Source organism: Microcoleus sp. Z1_A1 (assembly GCF_036700305.1).
In the GTDB taxonomy this organism is placed as follows: Bacteria; Cyanobacteriota; Cyanobacteriia; order Cyanobacteriales; family Microcoleaceae; genus Microcoleus.
Genome location: NZ_JAUBOR010000013.1, coordinates 142,597 through 158,446 on the forward strand (window position 1 = coordinate 142,597; position 15,850 = coordinate 158,446).

Genomic DNA, 15,850 nt, shown 5'->3' on the forward strand with positions numbered 1-15,850 from the left:
AATTAACGGTACTGAATTCTCGGATCTAAAAAAGCATAGGAAATATCAACCGCCAGATTAATCAGTACAAAAGTCACAGACACAAAAATTACTCCACCTTGGACTATTGGGTAATCCCGCGTCAGAATACCGCTATAAATCCAAGAACCAATTCCCGGCCACGAGAAAATCGTTTCCGTCAGAATAGCGCCGCCTAAAAGAGTGCCGAACTGCAAACCGATAGTTGTGACGATCGGCAAAAACGCATTTTTCAAAGCGTGTTTCAAAATCACCCAATATTCCGGCAATCCCTTCGCCCTCGCAGTGCGGATGTAATCTTGAGAAAGCACTTCCAGCATCGCAGAACGAGTGATGCGAGCTATAATAGCCAGAGGAATAGTTCCTAAAGTCAAAGCTGGCAGGATTAAATGGGCGATCGCATCCCGCAAAGCCACCAAATCCCATCTCAGCAACGCATCCAAAACATAAACACCCGTAATCGACTTAAAACCAAACCCTAAATCTACACTAATGCGCCCGCTAGGAGGTAGCCATTTCAGATAAACAGCAAACAAATAAATCAACATCAATCCCAACCAATACACCGGCAAAGATACGCCAATTAACGAACCACTCATCGCTAGATTGTCCAGCCAGCTATTTTTCCGAACAGCAGCCAAAATCCCCGCCGGAATTCCGATAACCAGTGCCACCAACATCGCCACCACAGACAGTTCAAAAGTAGCAGGCCAGCGACTTGTAATTTCATCAATTATGGGGATACCGCTAATAATGCTATTTCCCAAATCCAAGCACAGCAAACTCCATAAAAACGCAAAATATTGCAAAGGTAAAGGCTGATTTAAACCTAATCTCGCTCTCAAAATTTCCACCTGTTCGGGAGTTCCCCGTTCTCCCAAAAGCACTGTAGCTGGGTCTCCTGGTATCAAATGCAAAAAGATAAATACTAGCAGAGTGATTCCGAAAAGGACGGGCAATAGTCCTAGTAAACGTTTTACAATATAATTAATCATGTTTTTTATATAGATTCTATCGGCTCGGATTTTACGGCTTTTTCACATATTATTATGTGATTGGTAGGTTTTTTTTTATGAGCAATATTTGGCATGACTAAAAATATAGATAAACCCGCCCTTTTTTAGGGAACCACCAAGAGAAGAGGGCGGGTTTTTGAGATTGTCGGTATTAGGGCTATATTGTTGGTAAAACCCGCCCCTACACAATTAGATACAAGGAAAATCTGCCATATTCAAGACTTACTAACATCCTCAAAAGACTCAGACCCCAAAGGACTCGGAATCCAACCTTGAATATTCTTGCGTTTCCCTAAAAGCGGCTGTGAATGTACGATCGGCAAACGCACAGCTTCCCCATGCAAAATCTCGCTAACTTCCGCATAAATTTTCGCCCTAGCTGCTTTATCGCCACTCGCCCTCCCCCGATCCAAAAGTTCCAGAACTTTCGGATTTTTCCAATTTCCCAAATCCGCCGTCGAACCCGGCCCGAAGTGAGGATAATAAAAATTGTCTGGATCGCCATAATCTCCTGTCCAACCCAACATAAAAGCTTGAAAGCCGGGAGGTTTGAGCCGATCGGCTAAATAAGCAGACCAATCCTTTGTCAGCAATTTTACCCGAATCCCGATCGCGCTCAAATCCGCCGCCAAAGCCTCAGCAATCGGCTTCGGCGTGGGAAAATATGGACGGCTAACGGGCATATACCACAAATCCAAATCAAAACCGTTCGGATAACCGGCTTTCGCCAGCATTGCTTTAGCTTGCTGTGGGTTAAATTCATCATCTTTAACTCGATCGGACGCCGCCCAATTCAGCGCAGGCGGGATAAATTGCGAATCATGTTTTCCGAGTTCTCCCCAGAAAGCTTTGACTATTGCTGGCTTGTTAATTGTTTGGGCGATCGCCCGCCTGACTTCCGGTTTTGACAAAGGTTCGTAACTCGGATTTAATGCTAAATAACCGACATTAAAAGAAGGTCGCACAACAGCTTCTAAATTAGAATCTCCCTGAACTTCTTGCAATTGATCCGGCGTTAAATCCACAGTAAAATCAAGTTGTCCAGCTCGTAGCTGAGCCAGTCTCGCCGCCGGATCATCAACAAAACGAATTACCAATTGATTGACTTTTGGCGTACCCGTTTTCCAATAATTCGGATTTTTCTCCAAAACAATGCGATCGCCCGATCGCCATTCCCGAAACACAAAAGGCCCCGTCCCCACCGCCAGCGACCCCGGAGTGCCGTATTTAGCACCCGCTTTTTTCACCGCCGCCGGACTCGCCATCCCGAAATAACCCGACCCAATCGCCGACGGAAAAGCAGCAAAAGGTCGATTTAAAACAAATTTAATTGTAAACTTATCAACAACCGTCACATCTTTTACTAAAGAATCTTTTTCTCCCTTAAAGCCGGCAAAAAGATTTTTCCAAATCGGATAATTCTTGCCCGCTTCTCGAAAACCGTTAGGATTTTTCGCATCCCACCAGCGATCCACATTAAACTTAACAGCTTCCGCGTCAAAATCCGTACCGTCGTGAAACTTTACCCCGGAACGCAACTTAAAAGTCCAAGTTTTACCATCTTTAGAACTTGACCATTCAGTAGCGAGACTCGGCTCAATTTCCACAGTTCCCGGTTTAAAATCAGTCAAGCGATTGTAAATTTGGTCGATAACAATCACCGAATTGCCATCAGTAATATTTCCCGGTTCCAGATTAATCGGCGGCCCGCCCGCACCGTAAACTAAAGCCCCAGCCGGAACCGGAGCAGGAGTTGTCGGACTTGGAGAATTATTGCTAACAGTGTTTGAAGGAGTGCCGCAATTTGATAAAATTACAGCCATCCCAAAAACTAGACCTAATAAAAATAAACGCCAGGGTTTTAACAATATCATTTCAATAGCTCCAGTTTAATAGAAAATTATACTCATATCAATAAATTATAATTTGCTCTTTCTCTCCCCTCTGTGGTCTCTGCGTTCTCTGCGGTTCATTTAGTAAATTCTCTATTAACAACCCATCTAAATTAACAAACCAAATAGAGCAGCCTGATGATATCATGCTGGAGGTGAAAATATCAAGACACACCTTTACATTAGGCGACGCAGCCAGCATGAGAGCTAACATTTCCGGCCCAGCTAGATGGGTCATTCGATTTTAGATTGTAGATTTTAGAGTTACTCCCTGAATCTAGGGGGAGCATAAACATTCCTTTCCTCACCCAAAAGATTTTTGAATATCTGCATATAACAACCCGATTCGGAATTCAAAAACATCAATATTTCTCTCTTTTCTCTTTTCTCTTTCTCTGCGCCCTCTGCGCCCTCTGCGGTTAAAAAAAAAATCTACTTTACTTCAAGCAATAGGATGGCTATAGGCGATCGCACCCACCCTACAAATCAAAACTCTCTTCACCAATACTTCCCAGTTCCCCGCTACCCAGAAACTCTTCCTCCTCTACTTCCTCACTCCCCGACTCGAAACTTTCCACCACAAACGGCAAACCCGCCGCCATCAAACCCCGTTGAACCAGTTCCGGCGTTTCCTCAAACAAAACAAATAGCGGATGAACAGCCTCAGCTTCATCGCTGTAAATATGTCTGTAGCGGTGTGGCATCACCCATTCGTAACCTTTATCCAGCCAAACCTGAGACTGCCGCCAGCGGCCGAGCAACTCAGAAAACTCTTCGCCCGGACGATGAATGAAAATCAAAATTTCCACTCCAATTTTAACTTTCCATTCAGGATCGCACATCAAAATCGCCAAATCGCAGGGCAAACAAACTGCCTGTCCGGGCGATATGCTAGTGCCGCTGCTTCCGGCATAAGAAACCCCGTCCCGCAAGCGCGCAATTGGCAAAGGAATTGTGATTAAACTCTCATGGGCGCGGCGGATACTCGGAATCATTTCCATGTAAACCCGATATTTTTTCAGCAGGGCGATCGCGGCAGAAGATTCGCTGTACTCTGCTAGTAAAGTCTCGTAATGTGATTGTTTAACAGACATATTCAAACCAAAGAATAAGTAATTACTAATTGCTGCTAATTGCTAATCTATCGCTTCTCGTTACTAGGAAGACCCCATTTGTGACAACTTAAGCTCAAGTTCCCCCCTTCGGAGAACTTGAGCTTGCCTCCAGGCCTTGCTGTGTAACGCGAACAGCGATTGAAGCATTTATGGCTATGGGCTACAAATGTCGGGAGAATGCTTACAGCCTTTTTATTTACAAGGTTTGAGCCATGTGCAGTCTCAAGATTAAGCCCCATACGATGCCTCTTTGTTATTTTATGCCGCTCGCCTGAACTTCATCAGAGCCAAAAAGGTAATCTGGTCTGTAATGTTTGACTCTGGGAGCAACATCAGACGTGAGAGTGTCAATTCCCCAAGCTCAAGATCGCCATCCGGCAATCTTAGCGATCATAAGATTGCTCATAAGTCAACATAAAACCTAAATTTTTACAAAAATCGGCTAATTTTAAAGACTTGCTAAAGCAATGAGGGGTTGTACCCCCCACAAGTTAGAGTCAGATATTATAGATGCACCCTGATGGCTTTCCCGTTCCACAAGAGCGGGATTTTTATTATTGGAAAGCCGGAGCGTTAAGTTTCACGCTACTACAGATAAAATGACGTGGGGATGCCAAGATTAAAGATATAGCAGAGCTAAAGCTCAAACTAGGGCGCCGATCGAACCTCACCCCTAACTCTGCGAAATAACCCAAAGGCGGTAGCATAGTTTGGGAAACGGCATCAACTGAAGATGAACTTAGCGCCAGCAACAGTCCTGCAACAGGGCAAATACACAATTAACGCGACTTTAGGGATAGGAGGGTTCGGCATCACTTACCGAGCTATCCACACCCATTTAAACCAAACCGTCGTACTCAAAACCCTCAACGAAAGTCTGCGCCAACACCCAGAATCTGCCCAATTTCAGCAGCAGTTTATTGCCGAAGCCCAACAGCGATCGCGGTGTCAGCATCCCAACATAGTCAGGGTAATCGACTTTTTTGAAGAAGCCGGACAGTCTTTTATTGCAATGGACTACATTCCGGGCCAAACTCTCGCCCAAATAGTCGAAACCGATGGGCCGCTCCCAGAAGCCCAGGCCCTGCACTATATTCGGCAAATAGCCTCAGCCTTAAGTACAGTTCACCACAGCGGATTGCTGCACGGAGATATCAAGCCAGAAAATATTATCCGGCGAGCCGATTCTCACGTAGTAATGTTAATAGATTTCGGAATTGCTCGCGGCTTTACCGCCGGCACCAAGCAAACCCACACCAACTTGCTCTCCCCTGGGTACGCGCCGATCGAACAATACCTCCATGACGGTAAATGTACATCGGCCACTGACATCTACGCGATCTCCGCCACCCTCTACTACTTACTCTCCGGCGTGGCGCCCGTAGCAGCACCCCTGCGCGATCGCATTCCCTTGACTGACTTACGGCAATTTCAGCCCAACCTCAGCCCAGGAATCGAGCGAGCCATCCTTCAGGGACTCGAAATCGACCCCCACAACCGCCCTCAGACAGTGGAAAATTGGCTCACCATGCTGCAAGAAACAGAGCGAGTATCAGTAAAAAGAAAAGGCAAGCAAAGTCTAAGATTGCCCGCACCTCCCCCGCCGCAGTTGACTTTTGTGGCATTTGTGGTAACGGCTGCAATTGCAGGCTGGATGGGTTTTGACCTAGCATCGCACTACAACAGCACCAGTCTCAGTAATAGTCCCAAAATTGAATCCTTCCCATCTCTCGAAGATTTGCTCAAATCCCGCGATTTATCAGAGCCGATGTTCGGACAGCCGTCTGTCGAAAGCACCCCTCTCTACCCCATCGAACTCAACAAGCTCCCCAAACCCCCCTTAGACAGCAGCAACATTCCCGAACAAATCGAGTCCTCAGAAACTAGCGCCGAACTTTCTGAGTCTCCAAACGAGGAAACTCCCGCCCCAGATCCCGAAGCGGAATCTGAGCCATCCCCGGCGCCAGAACCCGCAGAGGAGCCTTCTGAGTCCCTCATTCCAGAGCCTCAAACCGAAATCGAGCCAGAGCCCGAACCAGAAGCCGCACCGGTACCGGAAGTTGCGCCCCTGCCTCCAGAACCGCCCGCCCCACCCGCCCCACCTGCCCCTGAGAGTGCTAGCGCTGAAACCTGGCCGTCGTCGGAATCCCCGTCACCAGTAATAGCCTCGCCGATCGAGCGATCGCCTGAGCCTGCAATACCAAGCGGCAGTGACAACTATTCAGATAGTTCGATCGCACCTGATTCACCACCCCCTGTGGCAGATCCCACAATGCCTTTTCCCGAACCTGCGACAAATTAGTATGGTTTTTGTTGGTTAAAAGTGCGGACAAATACTTGGTTTTATGAGTCAGCAAATATCCGCTCAGTAGTTGAGATAATAAGGCCCTACCTAGCCAACGACTATCTTCCAAAAACTTCCGTCGAATCTGAAAATCCCAACAGTCGCCGTCTGAGTTTATCGAATATTTCCTATTCCCTCGGCAATCTAAATGCCCGCAAAAAATTGCAGGACTGTTTTCTATTTGGATTTAAATTATGTTATAATATGTGCGCGGCGCTGAGGTGGTGTGATGTCGCGTATTAATACTGCCAAGCTGCAAACATTTTGGTACAAAGCAACCCCAACCTCGAATTTGAGCCAGTGTAAGCGACGCTTTAGGGCTACGCCGTGGCGCGTTAGACTGTTCTAAATCTCAAGAATCCCATCTCCGACACTCGGGGTGGGAGTGTCAATTCCCCCAAAATTCCTTCCTTTGGGAGCAAGCATCATCGGGGACAAGCAAGTTATAATTTGTTGCGGAAGCGCACAGAGATTTTTTGTCAGGAACTCAGGGCTAAAGCCACTGAGCTTGTAATTTCTTACAAGCTGTTCTGACCAGACCCCTCTCAGGAGGAGACGTTATTCAGGTCACGACACTCCTTGAGTGCGACGCCAGTTTTCCGCTCTGTCATCTGCAATTAAACAGTTTTAAAGTCACGCTCGACAGTGTTGCAGGTCTAACAAGCCTTTATAACCAGGTCTGCACGAACATTACCCCGCAAGGGAGGAAGGAGACAACTGTATCTCCATTGGAGGGGCAACCATACCCCTCTAACCCCGAAAGGGGATTCAAGGCGGTTGAAACCGCCGAGTCGTTTTCCTCTCAGGTCTAAAGACTCTGAGTTTCCCACTTACCGAATATTTTTTATGAGTAAACCCCCAGTTCATGCTTTTTTTGTAGGCAGAGCACTTGCCGAAGCACTGTACGAGCAATTAGAAAGCGCGGCCACCAACGCTTTCTCTGAACTCGGCAAATTTGACGCAGAACAAAGAGAACGCCTGCGGCAGTTCACCGATCGAGTTGTGGAACGGGCCAATAGAGCTTCGGATGAGGCGATGCAGACCAGAACTGGCACCGATCGCACCACCACCATTCAAGACATCCATCCCGCTGATTTGCAAGCGACTATTGACGAGCTGCGCGCCGAAGTGGCTCTGGTGCGATCGGAATTGCAGCGTTACCGCAGCAGTTTGCCCTAGGGATCGACTCGACCACAACTATTATTTACAACGTGAGCGCACTGCTTTGCGCTCCTGCGCTCCTACTTTCAATCAAAGCAACAACATAAAATAAGCAATTTGGGAACCCAAGTGTCTGCTCTCCTTGATGACTCTGTTAATCGCCAGCGCTCCCCCAAGCACACTGGCGAAGCCGATGAGCAAAAAACTCCTAGTAAATCCTACAAAAGTAAAGCTTATCGCTGGAATCGCGAAAAATACTCCCGGAAGCGGCGCTTCTTCGACATTTGGGCCTTTGTCTTGCTCTGGCTGGCTTCGCTGTGGCTCGACAGCAAAAATTGGAGCTACTGGGGAGGCGTGACTGAAGAAAAGAAAGTTGCCAGACGGCGCTTTCAAGCTATCTGGGTTCGAGAAACACTCTTGGATTTGGGGCCAACTTTCATTAAAGTCGGCCAATTATTTTCCACCCGCGCCGACTTGTTCCCCGCAGAGTTTGTCGAGGAACTTTCTAAGCTGCAAGATAAAGTGCCTGCTTTCAGCTACGAGCAGTTAGAGGTAATTGTCGAGCAAGACTTGGGCAAGACTGTTCAAGAACTCTACCGCAGCTTTGACCCGGTGCCCCTGGCTGCTGCCAGTCTGGGTCAGGTACACAAAGCTCAACTGCATTCGGGCCCGGAAGTGGTGGTCAAGGTGCAGCGGCCGGGACTGCGGAAACTGTTCGAGATCGATTTGCAAATTCTTAAGGGAATAGCCCGCTACTTTCAAAACCATCCTAAGTGGGGCCGCGGCCGCGATTGGATGGGGATTTATGAGGAATGCTGTCGCATTCTGTGGCTGGAAATTGACTATCTCCATGAAGGCCGCAATGCTGATACTTTTCGCCGCAATTTTAGCAACTGTGACTGGGTGCGGGTGCCGAGGGTTTATTGGCGGTACGCGGCTCCGCGAGTGCTGACTTTGGAATACCTGCCGGGGATTAAAATCAGCCACTACGAAGCTTTGGAAGCGGCCGGTATCGATCGTAAATTAATCGCTCAGTTGGGCGCAAAAGCTTATTTGCGCCAGTTGCTCAACGACGGCTTTTTCCACGCTGACCCACACCCCGGCAACATCGCAGTTAGTGCTGACGGTTGTCTGATTTTCTACGATTTTGGCATGATGGGGCAAATCCAGTCGAACGTCCGCGAAGGACTGATGGAGACGCTCTACGGCATTGCTTCCAAGGATGGACAGCGGATTATGGATTCTCTGATCAATTTGGGAGCCTTGGTGCCTACGGGTGATATGAGTCCGGTGCGCCGCAGCATCCAGTATATGCTGGATAACTTCATGGACAAGCCTTTTGAAAATCAGTCTGTGAGCGCGATTACCGACGACCTTTACGATATTGCCTACAATCAACCTTTTCGCTTCCCAGCTACTTTTACTTTTGTAATGCGAGCTTTTTCCACCATCGAAGGGGTGGGCCGAGGTTTAGATCCCGAGTTCAACTTTATGGAGGTGGCACAACCTTTTGCCATGCAGCTTATGACTAATGGAAATGGCCATGATACAAGTAGCAGCATTTTTAATGAAATCGGCCGTCAGGCGGCTCAGGTGAGTTCGAGTGCTTTGGGTTTGCCCCGCCGGATTGAGGAGACTATTGATAAACTCGAACAGGGAGATTTGCGGATTCGCGTCCGTTCTGCCGAAACAGAGCGTTTGCTCCGCCGGATGAGCAGCGCTCAAATGGGCACGAATTATGCTTTGCTGATGAGTGCTTTTACTTTGTCGGCGACAATTTTGTTTGTCAGCAATCAGGTCTGGCCGGCTGTCGCTGTTGCCGTGCTGGCTGCGGGTGCAGGGTTGGCTCTTATGCGTTTGTTCAAGCGGATCGATCGTTTAGACAGGATGTCATAATGGGGCAATTTGGGATTTGAAATTTCAGGTTTGAGATTTCTCGCCAGCCAAAATTTGACCTCGAATGTTAAGTTTTGGCTGCCATACCACAGATTGCTAAAATTTACAACACTTACGCGCTTTGAGGCGAAAAACCCGGTTGCTGCCTAAGTTTTTCGCCAGCTAAACCTCTGATTTTGGGTATAAATCCTGTTTTTTTTGCAGGTGCTGCTTAATTTACTGGGTTTACCGAAATTTTAAGATGGGATTACCATCATACGATCTACAATTTGACATCCACCCCGCCCTATAAGGGCGAGGATTCCTAAGACTCACAACTTAGGTTTCTGCTTCTTTCCCTGACGGGGATTTCGCACCAGCCTTAACAGATTTACTCTGTTGGGGTCTTACAGTCGCTCCACAGACTGATACGGCAAGCCCTGCCGCCAAAATATTTTTCGCAGCGTTAATATCACGATCATGGTGAGTACCGCACTTAGGGCAATCCCATTCCCGGATATTTAACGGCAACTTGTCAACAATGTGGCCACAATTGCCACATCGCTTAGAACTCGGAAACCAGCGATCAATCTTAATTAAAGTGCGACCATACCAATCACACTTGTAATCAAGTTGTCTGACCAATTCCCCCCAGCTTGCGTCACTTATAGAAGCGGCGAGTTTCCGATTTTTAACCATATTCTTCACAGCTAAGTCTTCTACGGCGATGGTTTGGTTTTCACGCACCAACCGCGTCGTTAACTTGTGAAGATTATCTTTCCTTGCATCAGTGATCTCTTGATACACTTTCGCTACTTTAAGTCGTGCCTTGTAACGATTATTTGATCCCTTTTGCTTACGACTTAAAGCTTTCTGCGCTCTTCTAAGTTTGCGATACTTTGCTTTGAATCCTTTGGGATTGACAATCTTTTCGCCAGTGTTCAAGGTAAGCAAGCTGGTAATTCCCAAATCGATACCGACTTGATTACCTGTTTCGGGTAATTTTTCAATTTCTACATCTACCAGTAGAGAAACTGACCACCTGCCCGATGGTGCAAGCTTTACCGTAATAGTTGATGGTATGGCACCATCAGGTAATATACGGCTCCAGCGAATTGGCAATGCTTGTGTGTTTTTTGCTAAGTAGATTTGTCCATCTCTGAACTTAAATGCCGACTTAGTAAATTCTGCGCTGCCACCGTTACGTTTCTTTTTGTAGTTAGGGTATTTTGCTCGCCCATCAAAAAAATTGGTGTAAGCCGTCTGTAAATGTCTCAAGCATTGCTGCAAAGGCACGCAGCTAACTTCGTTAAGAAAATCTAGTTCTTCAGTTTTCTTCCATTCGGTTAACATTGAAGAAGTCTCAGCATATCCTACTCGTTTCTGTTCTGTGTACCAAGCTTCAGTCCTTGTGGCTAAAGCACGGTTGTAGACCAAACGAGCACAACCCAGAGTACGTCGCAACAAATTTTCCTGTTCCGGCGTTGGGTATAATCGATAGCTGAAGGCTTTTAGTGTCATGCTTACTTTAAATGTGCTGTTTTACATAGTAGCACCTCTTATGTAAGATGGTACGTCTTAACAAAAATCTATGTAAAGCCGTCCTACAAGGACGGGGTTTCAGACCCATTTTTTCTGATGAAACGCTCTTTCGCAGGTAAGACAGACACAGGGCTAGTTCGTTCCGTAAATCAGGATTCGTACTACATAGACTCTGACGGGCGATTTTTCATAGTGGCCGACGGAATGGGAGGACACGCCGGAGGTCAAGAAGCCAGCCGGATTGCGACTCAGGCGATTCAATCTTATTTGCTCGAACATTGGGAAGGGCCAGAGGATTCTCCCCTGTTGTTGGAAAAGGCTTTTTTAATTGCCAATCAAGCAATTTTGACGGATCAGCTCGACCACCCGGAGCGTGCTGATATGGGAACTACGGCTGTGGTTCTCATGTTTAGGGATGAGGGCCGACCCTGGTGCGCTAATATCGGGGACTCTCGCTTGTACCGACTGCACGGATCTCGCTTGGAACAGATTACTGAAGACCAGACTTGGGTGGCTCAGGCTGTGAAAAGAAAGGCCCTAACTCCTGACCAGGCTCGCTCTCATCCTTGGCGTCACGTTTTGTCCCAGTGTTTGGGCCGCGATGATTTGCGGGAGATAGATATTTTGCCGGTGGACGTGCAGCCTGGGGATCGCTTGCTGCTCTGCAGCGATGGCTTGACTGAAGAACTTTCCGATCCTTTGATAGCTTCGCCTCTGAAGTCGATTCGCGCCTGCGAGGGCGCTGCAAATGCTTTAATTCAAGCAGCGAAGGATAAAGGTGGACGCGATAATATTACTGTGGTGATCGTGACGATCGACCTCAAATAATATTCATCGCCCGATCGCACCCGACCATCTAAAATCGAAAAATCGAAAAATTGAACAATCTAAAATCTAAAATCTAAAATCTAAAATAGAATGACCCGCGTTATCGGTTTGATCAGCGGCACGTCGGTGGATGGCATAGATGCTGCTTTGGTGGATGTGGTCGGTTCCCAAACAGACTTGAAAGTGCAATTGGTGGCCGGCAACACTTTCCCTTATCCTGCTAATTTGCGATCGCAAATTCTCTCGGTTTGCAGTGGCTCAGCTTTGTCAATGGCTGAACTAGCCCAATTAGATGATGCCATCGCCCAAGAATTTGCCAGGGCAGCCTTGACAATTCAAGCAGAATATGATAAAGCCGAATTAATCGGCTCTCACGGTCAAACCGTCTACCACCGACCTGCTGGGAAAGCCCAGAAAGACAGCGCCGGTGCGTTAATGGGCTACAGCTTGCAAATCGGGCGGGGCGCGCTAATTGCGGAATTGACAGGAATTACTACGGTGAGTAACTTTCGATCGGCAGACATTGCGGCCGGGGGTCAAGGAGCACCCTTAGTGTCAATAGTTGATGCCTGCCTGCTGGCGGAACCCAACATCAGCCTCTGCATCCAAAATCTAGGGGGAATTGGCAATGTTACCTATCTTCCGGCCAGGGGAAAAGGGGGAAAGAATGACGAGTCTGAGATTTTCAGTCTTGGGGATGGCATATCGGGCTGGGATACAGGCCCGGCGAATTCCCTGTTAGATTTGGCAGTACAGCACTTCTCAGGCGGCACTAAGACGATCGACGAAGGTGGAGCTTGGGCGGCATCGGGCACTCCCTGTCAAGCTTTAGTCGAGGATTGGCTCGCATCAGAGTTCTTCCGCCAACCACCTCCGAAATCAACGGGGCGAGAGCTATTTGGTGTAGACTATTTTGACAGGTGTTTGGTCGAGGCCGAAGGTTACAACCTCAGTCCTGCTGACGTGCTGGCTACTCTGACAGAACTGACTGTTGCCTCGATCGTTCACAGTTACCAAACTTTTTTACCGGCTATGCCCGATCGAGTTTTACTATGCGGGGGCGGCAGCCACAACCTCTACTTAAAACGCCGATTGCAATCTCAATTGCATCCAGTGCAAGTGTTGACTACTTCAGAGGCAGGCTTGAATGTAGATTTTAAAGAGGCGATCGCGTTCGCGGTTTTAGCCGCATGGCGGGTTCGGGGCATTCCCGGCAATCTGCCTCAAGTTACTGGTGCCCGGACATCGGTACTTTTAGGAGAAATTAACTCTTGTTGGCACAGTTGGGCGTGATAGCATAGAGTCTGAGGGACAACGGCTGTGCGTTGTTGCACCAGCATTGTAGCCAGCAGGAAAAGCATAGGAACAGCACTGTGGCTCACACGTTTTTAATGGAATCTGGCCAATGGACGCTCGAAGGAAGCTGGATTGAGCGCAATGGCGTGCCAATTACGGTTAAAGGCAAAACTTTAGTGAGCTGGAACCGAACAGATTGGTTCAGTATGGTGACAAAGCTCGTATTTCCTGGAGGCGATCGCGAAGAGATTATTTTGCAGTACCGAGGACACCTCAACAGTGATGAACGGCAGTATACTTTTGTACTCCAACACAGCGAACTCGCCCGCGTCGAGGGCGAAGGTTGGATTGCTCCCCAGTCGATCGTCCAGCGTTATTGGGTATTGGGAGACGAACGCCAGCGGCGGACGGGTTTTGATACCCTTCACCGGGTTGATGAGAACCGCTACTACCAATCTAGCGGCATCATGTCTGGTCATTACTTGACAAGTACAATGGAGGCGACTCTGGAACGTCAGCCGGAATAACTCTTTCTAGAGGCCACAGTTGCCAGTTCTAGGGATTGTGATGTGAAAACTAAAGGTTTTGCTAGTCGGAGGTCGCGCTCAGATGTCCGACTAGCGCCATTGTTGTCAAACCTCATCCGCTGCAAATAAACAAAAATATATTGAATTTGTTAAAAATTTTAAGTGGTTAAAAAATTAACACTTTTTATTAATAGTTGTCCAATTTTCGAGTTGAGACGCGATAAATTATCTTTGCACTCTCCAGTGGTGTCGATCGACAAACTGCTGACATCGACTTCCACATTCAGTGAAATCCACAAAGGAATTGTCAAATTTTCCTCACGTCTTTACAGATGCGTTCTAGCTTCTGCCTTCGAGTGACGCCCCATCACCCCCAACTCCTTTCCGCTTGAGGGAACAGAGTAAGAGACGGAGGTCGCCGACTGCGACTCTTGGCTACTCAACACCTGGGTTAGGTTCTAAACCCCAGTGGTGTTTCAGAAAATGGCGGTACATGGTTTCTCGTAGCATCATTTGCTCGTAAAGCTTGACCAAAAACTCCTGAGCTTGTTCGCGGCTCATGTCACTTACCTGTGTTTTGAAGGAACACAGGCTAAATTGCTGTTCCAAAGACAATTCTGCTGGTTGGCTCATGACTTTGACTCCTCTGTAAGTAAAGGTGACTTAAAACTGAACACCTGGATTAACCAGATTTGTAAGTTGTTTCAGCGATCGACCGTTGGTTTCGGGATGCCCGATTTCCCATCTGGCTTTAGTATATATTACAAAAGGTAACAATGATTTGACAAAATTACCATCTGTCCTAGGAAATAACTTACTTAGGGATAGAGATGGCGAGATGTCTGCAAAAGTTCCTTCCGCAGGCATATACAAGTGTATCTACTTGTCAAGAGAAAAAAGGCTCAGTACGAACCAAAATAATTGAAGCCCTTTATACCAAATCCGGCGGATCTTCTCTCCGCGAGGGGGATAGCGGGAGATGAGGATAGCGGGAGATGAGGATAGCGGGAGATGAGGATAGCGGGAGATGAGGATAGCGGGAGATGGGGAGATGCGGAAAGGGGGAGATTGAAAGATGAGGAGATGAGGAGCGGAAGAGCGGGAGAGCGGGAGATGAGGAGATTGGGAAAATTTCTATTTCTGCTACACAAATACTAGACAAGTCTAGACATTTGCTTCTTACTTCATCGGGAGCATGGGAGCGGTTATCCCTCAGTAAGCTTTCACGGTTTAGCCAACCGCGATAACATAATTGCTGCGTTTAAATCTCTGTCCATCGAATGACCACAACTTCCACAGTTATAAGTCCTTTCTTTGAGTGGCATATCTTGGATGTGTCCACAGTTTGAACAGGTCTTGCTCGACGGGAACCATCGGTCGGCAACGATTATTTCACAGCCAAACTTTTTAGCCTTGTACTCTAACTGGCGTTTGAATTCATGGAATCCACAATCAGCTATTACTTGAGCTAGTTTATAATTTGCCAACATCCCGGAAACGTTCAAATTTTCTACTACTATTTTTGCGTGGTTTTTGCATAAGTAAGTAGTGATTTGATGCCGAGTATTTTTTCTAAGATTTGCTACCTTAGCGTGATGCTTTGCTAATTGAATTTTGGCTTTGTATCTATTCTCGGAACCCTTGACTTTTCTGGCAAGAACCCTTGACAACCTCTTGAGTTTTGCGAGATGTGCTTTGTAGTGCTTTGGGTTCGGAAATACTACGCCAGTTGAAAGTGTAGCTAACTCTTTGACTCCCAAATCAACTCCTACAACATCATGACTTTTGATTGTAGGTTCATGATGTTGTTCGTAGGCAAATGCGATAAACCAACTATCGGCAGTGCGCGAAATGGTAATTGACTTGCAAGTTGTATGAGGCAATCCCTCGTGAGTTTTTACCCAGCCGATTGTCGGCAACTTTATAGATGTACCGCCCACAGGGATAGGCTTACCACTCGCATCAATAGTGAAAGAATCGTGATGCCCCTTCTTCTTGAATTTGGGATAGCCACCTTTTTTTGAGAAGAATCTAGAGAAAGAATCCCCAAGGTTATCAAACGCATACTGGGTAATTTTTTGGCAAATACCTGCCTCTTTAATCCACGTAAACTCAGGTTTTACATGGTTGTTAAAGAATTTCTTGAGGAGGTATTTATTGGGAGCGTGTCACTTTTGCAATGAGTATAAATACCCAAAAATACTAGGGCAGAGGTTTTGAGCTATTTTTGGGCAAA

Annotated in this window: 11 protein-coding genes and 1 pseudogene; 6 read left to right on the forward strand and 6 right to left on the reverse strand. The window is 47.1% G+C overall.

The window, feature by feature from the left end; translation table 11 throughout:
- Positions 1–2: 2 nt before the first annotated feature.
- The 3 genes from QT973_RS11440 to QT973_RS11450 form a co-directional block, all read right to left on the reverse strand.
- Positions 3–1,013, reverse strand: a complete 1,011-nt coding sequence (locus QT973_RS11440) for an ABC transporter permease (RefSeq protein ID WP_333056061.1) — start codon at positions 1,011–1,013, stop codon at positions 3–5.
- Positions 1,014–1,249: 236 nt separating this feature from the next.
- A complete protein-coding gene (locus QT973_RS11445) occupies positions 1,250–2,908 on the reverse strand; it encodes an ABC transporter substrate-binding protein (RefSeq protein ID WP_333391347.1) in 1,659 nt (552 codons plus the stop codon).
- Positions 2,909–3,405: 497 nt separating this feature from the next.
- Positions 3,406–4,020, reverse strand: coding sequence for a hypothetical protein (locus QT973_RS11450; protein WP_333056059.1), 615 nt, complete (start codon positions 4,018–4,020; stop codon positions 3,406–3,408).
- A 754-nt stretch (positions 4,021–4,774) separates the two neighbouring features.
- Between QT973_RS11450 and QT973_RS11455 the strand changes: the two genes are divergently transcribed.
- From QT973_RS11455 to QT973_RS11465, 3 genes are all read left to right on the forward strand, one after another.
- Positions 4,775–6,343, forward strand: coding sequence for a serine/threonine-protein kinase (locus QT973_RS11455; protein ID WP_333056058.1), 1,569 nt, complete (start codon positions 4,775–4,777; stop codon positions 6,341–6,343).
- 888 nt (positions 6,344–7,231) lie between these two features.
- On the forward strand, positions 7,232–7,564 hold the full coding sequence (locus QT973_RS11460) for a DUF6825 family protein (protein WP_333056057.1): 333 nt from the start codon (positions 7,232–7,234) through the stop codon (positions 7,562–7,564).
- A gap of 111 nt (positions 7,565–7,675) precedes the next feature.
- Positions 7,676–9,442: an AarF/ABC1/UbiB kinase family protein gene (locus tag QT973_RS11465; protein WP_333056056.1), complete on the forward strand. Its 1,767-nt coding sequence runs from the start codon at positions 7,676–7,678 to the stop codon at positions 9,440–9,442.
- 318 nt (positions 9,443–9,760) lie between these two features.
- On the opposite strand, the gene QT973_RS11470 is transcribed toward QT973_RS11465, so the two are convergent.
- Complete coding sequence (locus QT973_RS11470; RefSeq protein ID WP_333056055.1) at positions 9,761–10,942, reverse strand: RNA-guided endonuclease TnpB family protein; 1,182 nt, start codon at positions 10,940–10,942, stop codon at positions 9,761–9,763.
- A 117-nt stretch (positions 10,943–11,059) separates the two neighbouring features.
- On the opposite strand from QT973_RS11470, the gene QT973_RS11475 reads away from it, so the two are divergent.
- The 3 genes from QT973_RS11475 to QT973_RS11485 all read left to right on the forward strand — a co-directional run bounded on the left by QT973_RS11475 (position 11,060) and on the right by QT973_RS11485 (position 13,614).
- Complete coding sequence (locus tag QT973_RS11475; protein ID WP_333056054.1) at positions 11,060–11,791, forward strand: PP2C family serine/threonine-protein phosphatase; 732 nt, start codon at positions 11,060–11,062, stop codon at positions 11,789–11,791.
- 90 nt (positions 11,792–11,881) lie between these two features.
- Entirely contained in the window at positions 11,882–13,084 is a 1,203-nt protein-coding gene (locus tag QT973_RS11480; RefSeq protein WP_333056053.1) for an anhydro-N-acetylmuramic acid kinase, read from the forward strand.
- Positions 13,085–13,182: 98 nt separating this feature from the next.
- The gene (locus tag QT973_RS11485) at positions 13,183–13,614 is read left to right on the forward strand and encodes a hypothetical protein (protein WP_445243021.1); all 432 of its coding nucleotides are present in this window, start codon (positions 13,183–13,185) and stop codon (positions 13,612–13,614) included.
- A 435-nt stretch (positions 13,615–14,049) separates the two neighbouring features.
- Here QT973_RS11485 and QT973_RS11490 read toward each other — a convergent pair whose 3' ends face one another.
- Complete coding sequence (locus QT973_RS11490; protein ID WP_006635253.1) at positions 14,050–14,247, reverse strand: NblA/ycf18 family protein; 198 nt, start codon at positions 14,245–14,247, stop codon at positions 14,050–14,052.
- Positions 14,248–14,837: 590 nt separating this feature from the next.
- Positions 14,838–15,740: pseudogene (locus QT973_RS11495) on the reverse strand (RNA-guided endonuclease InsQ/TnpB family protein); the annotation flags it as partial.
- Positions 15,741–15,850: the final 110 nt, after the last annotated feature.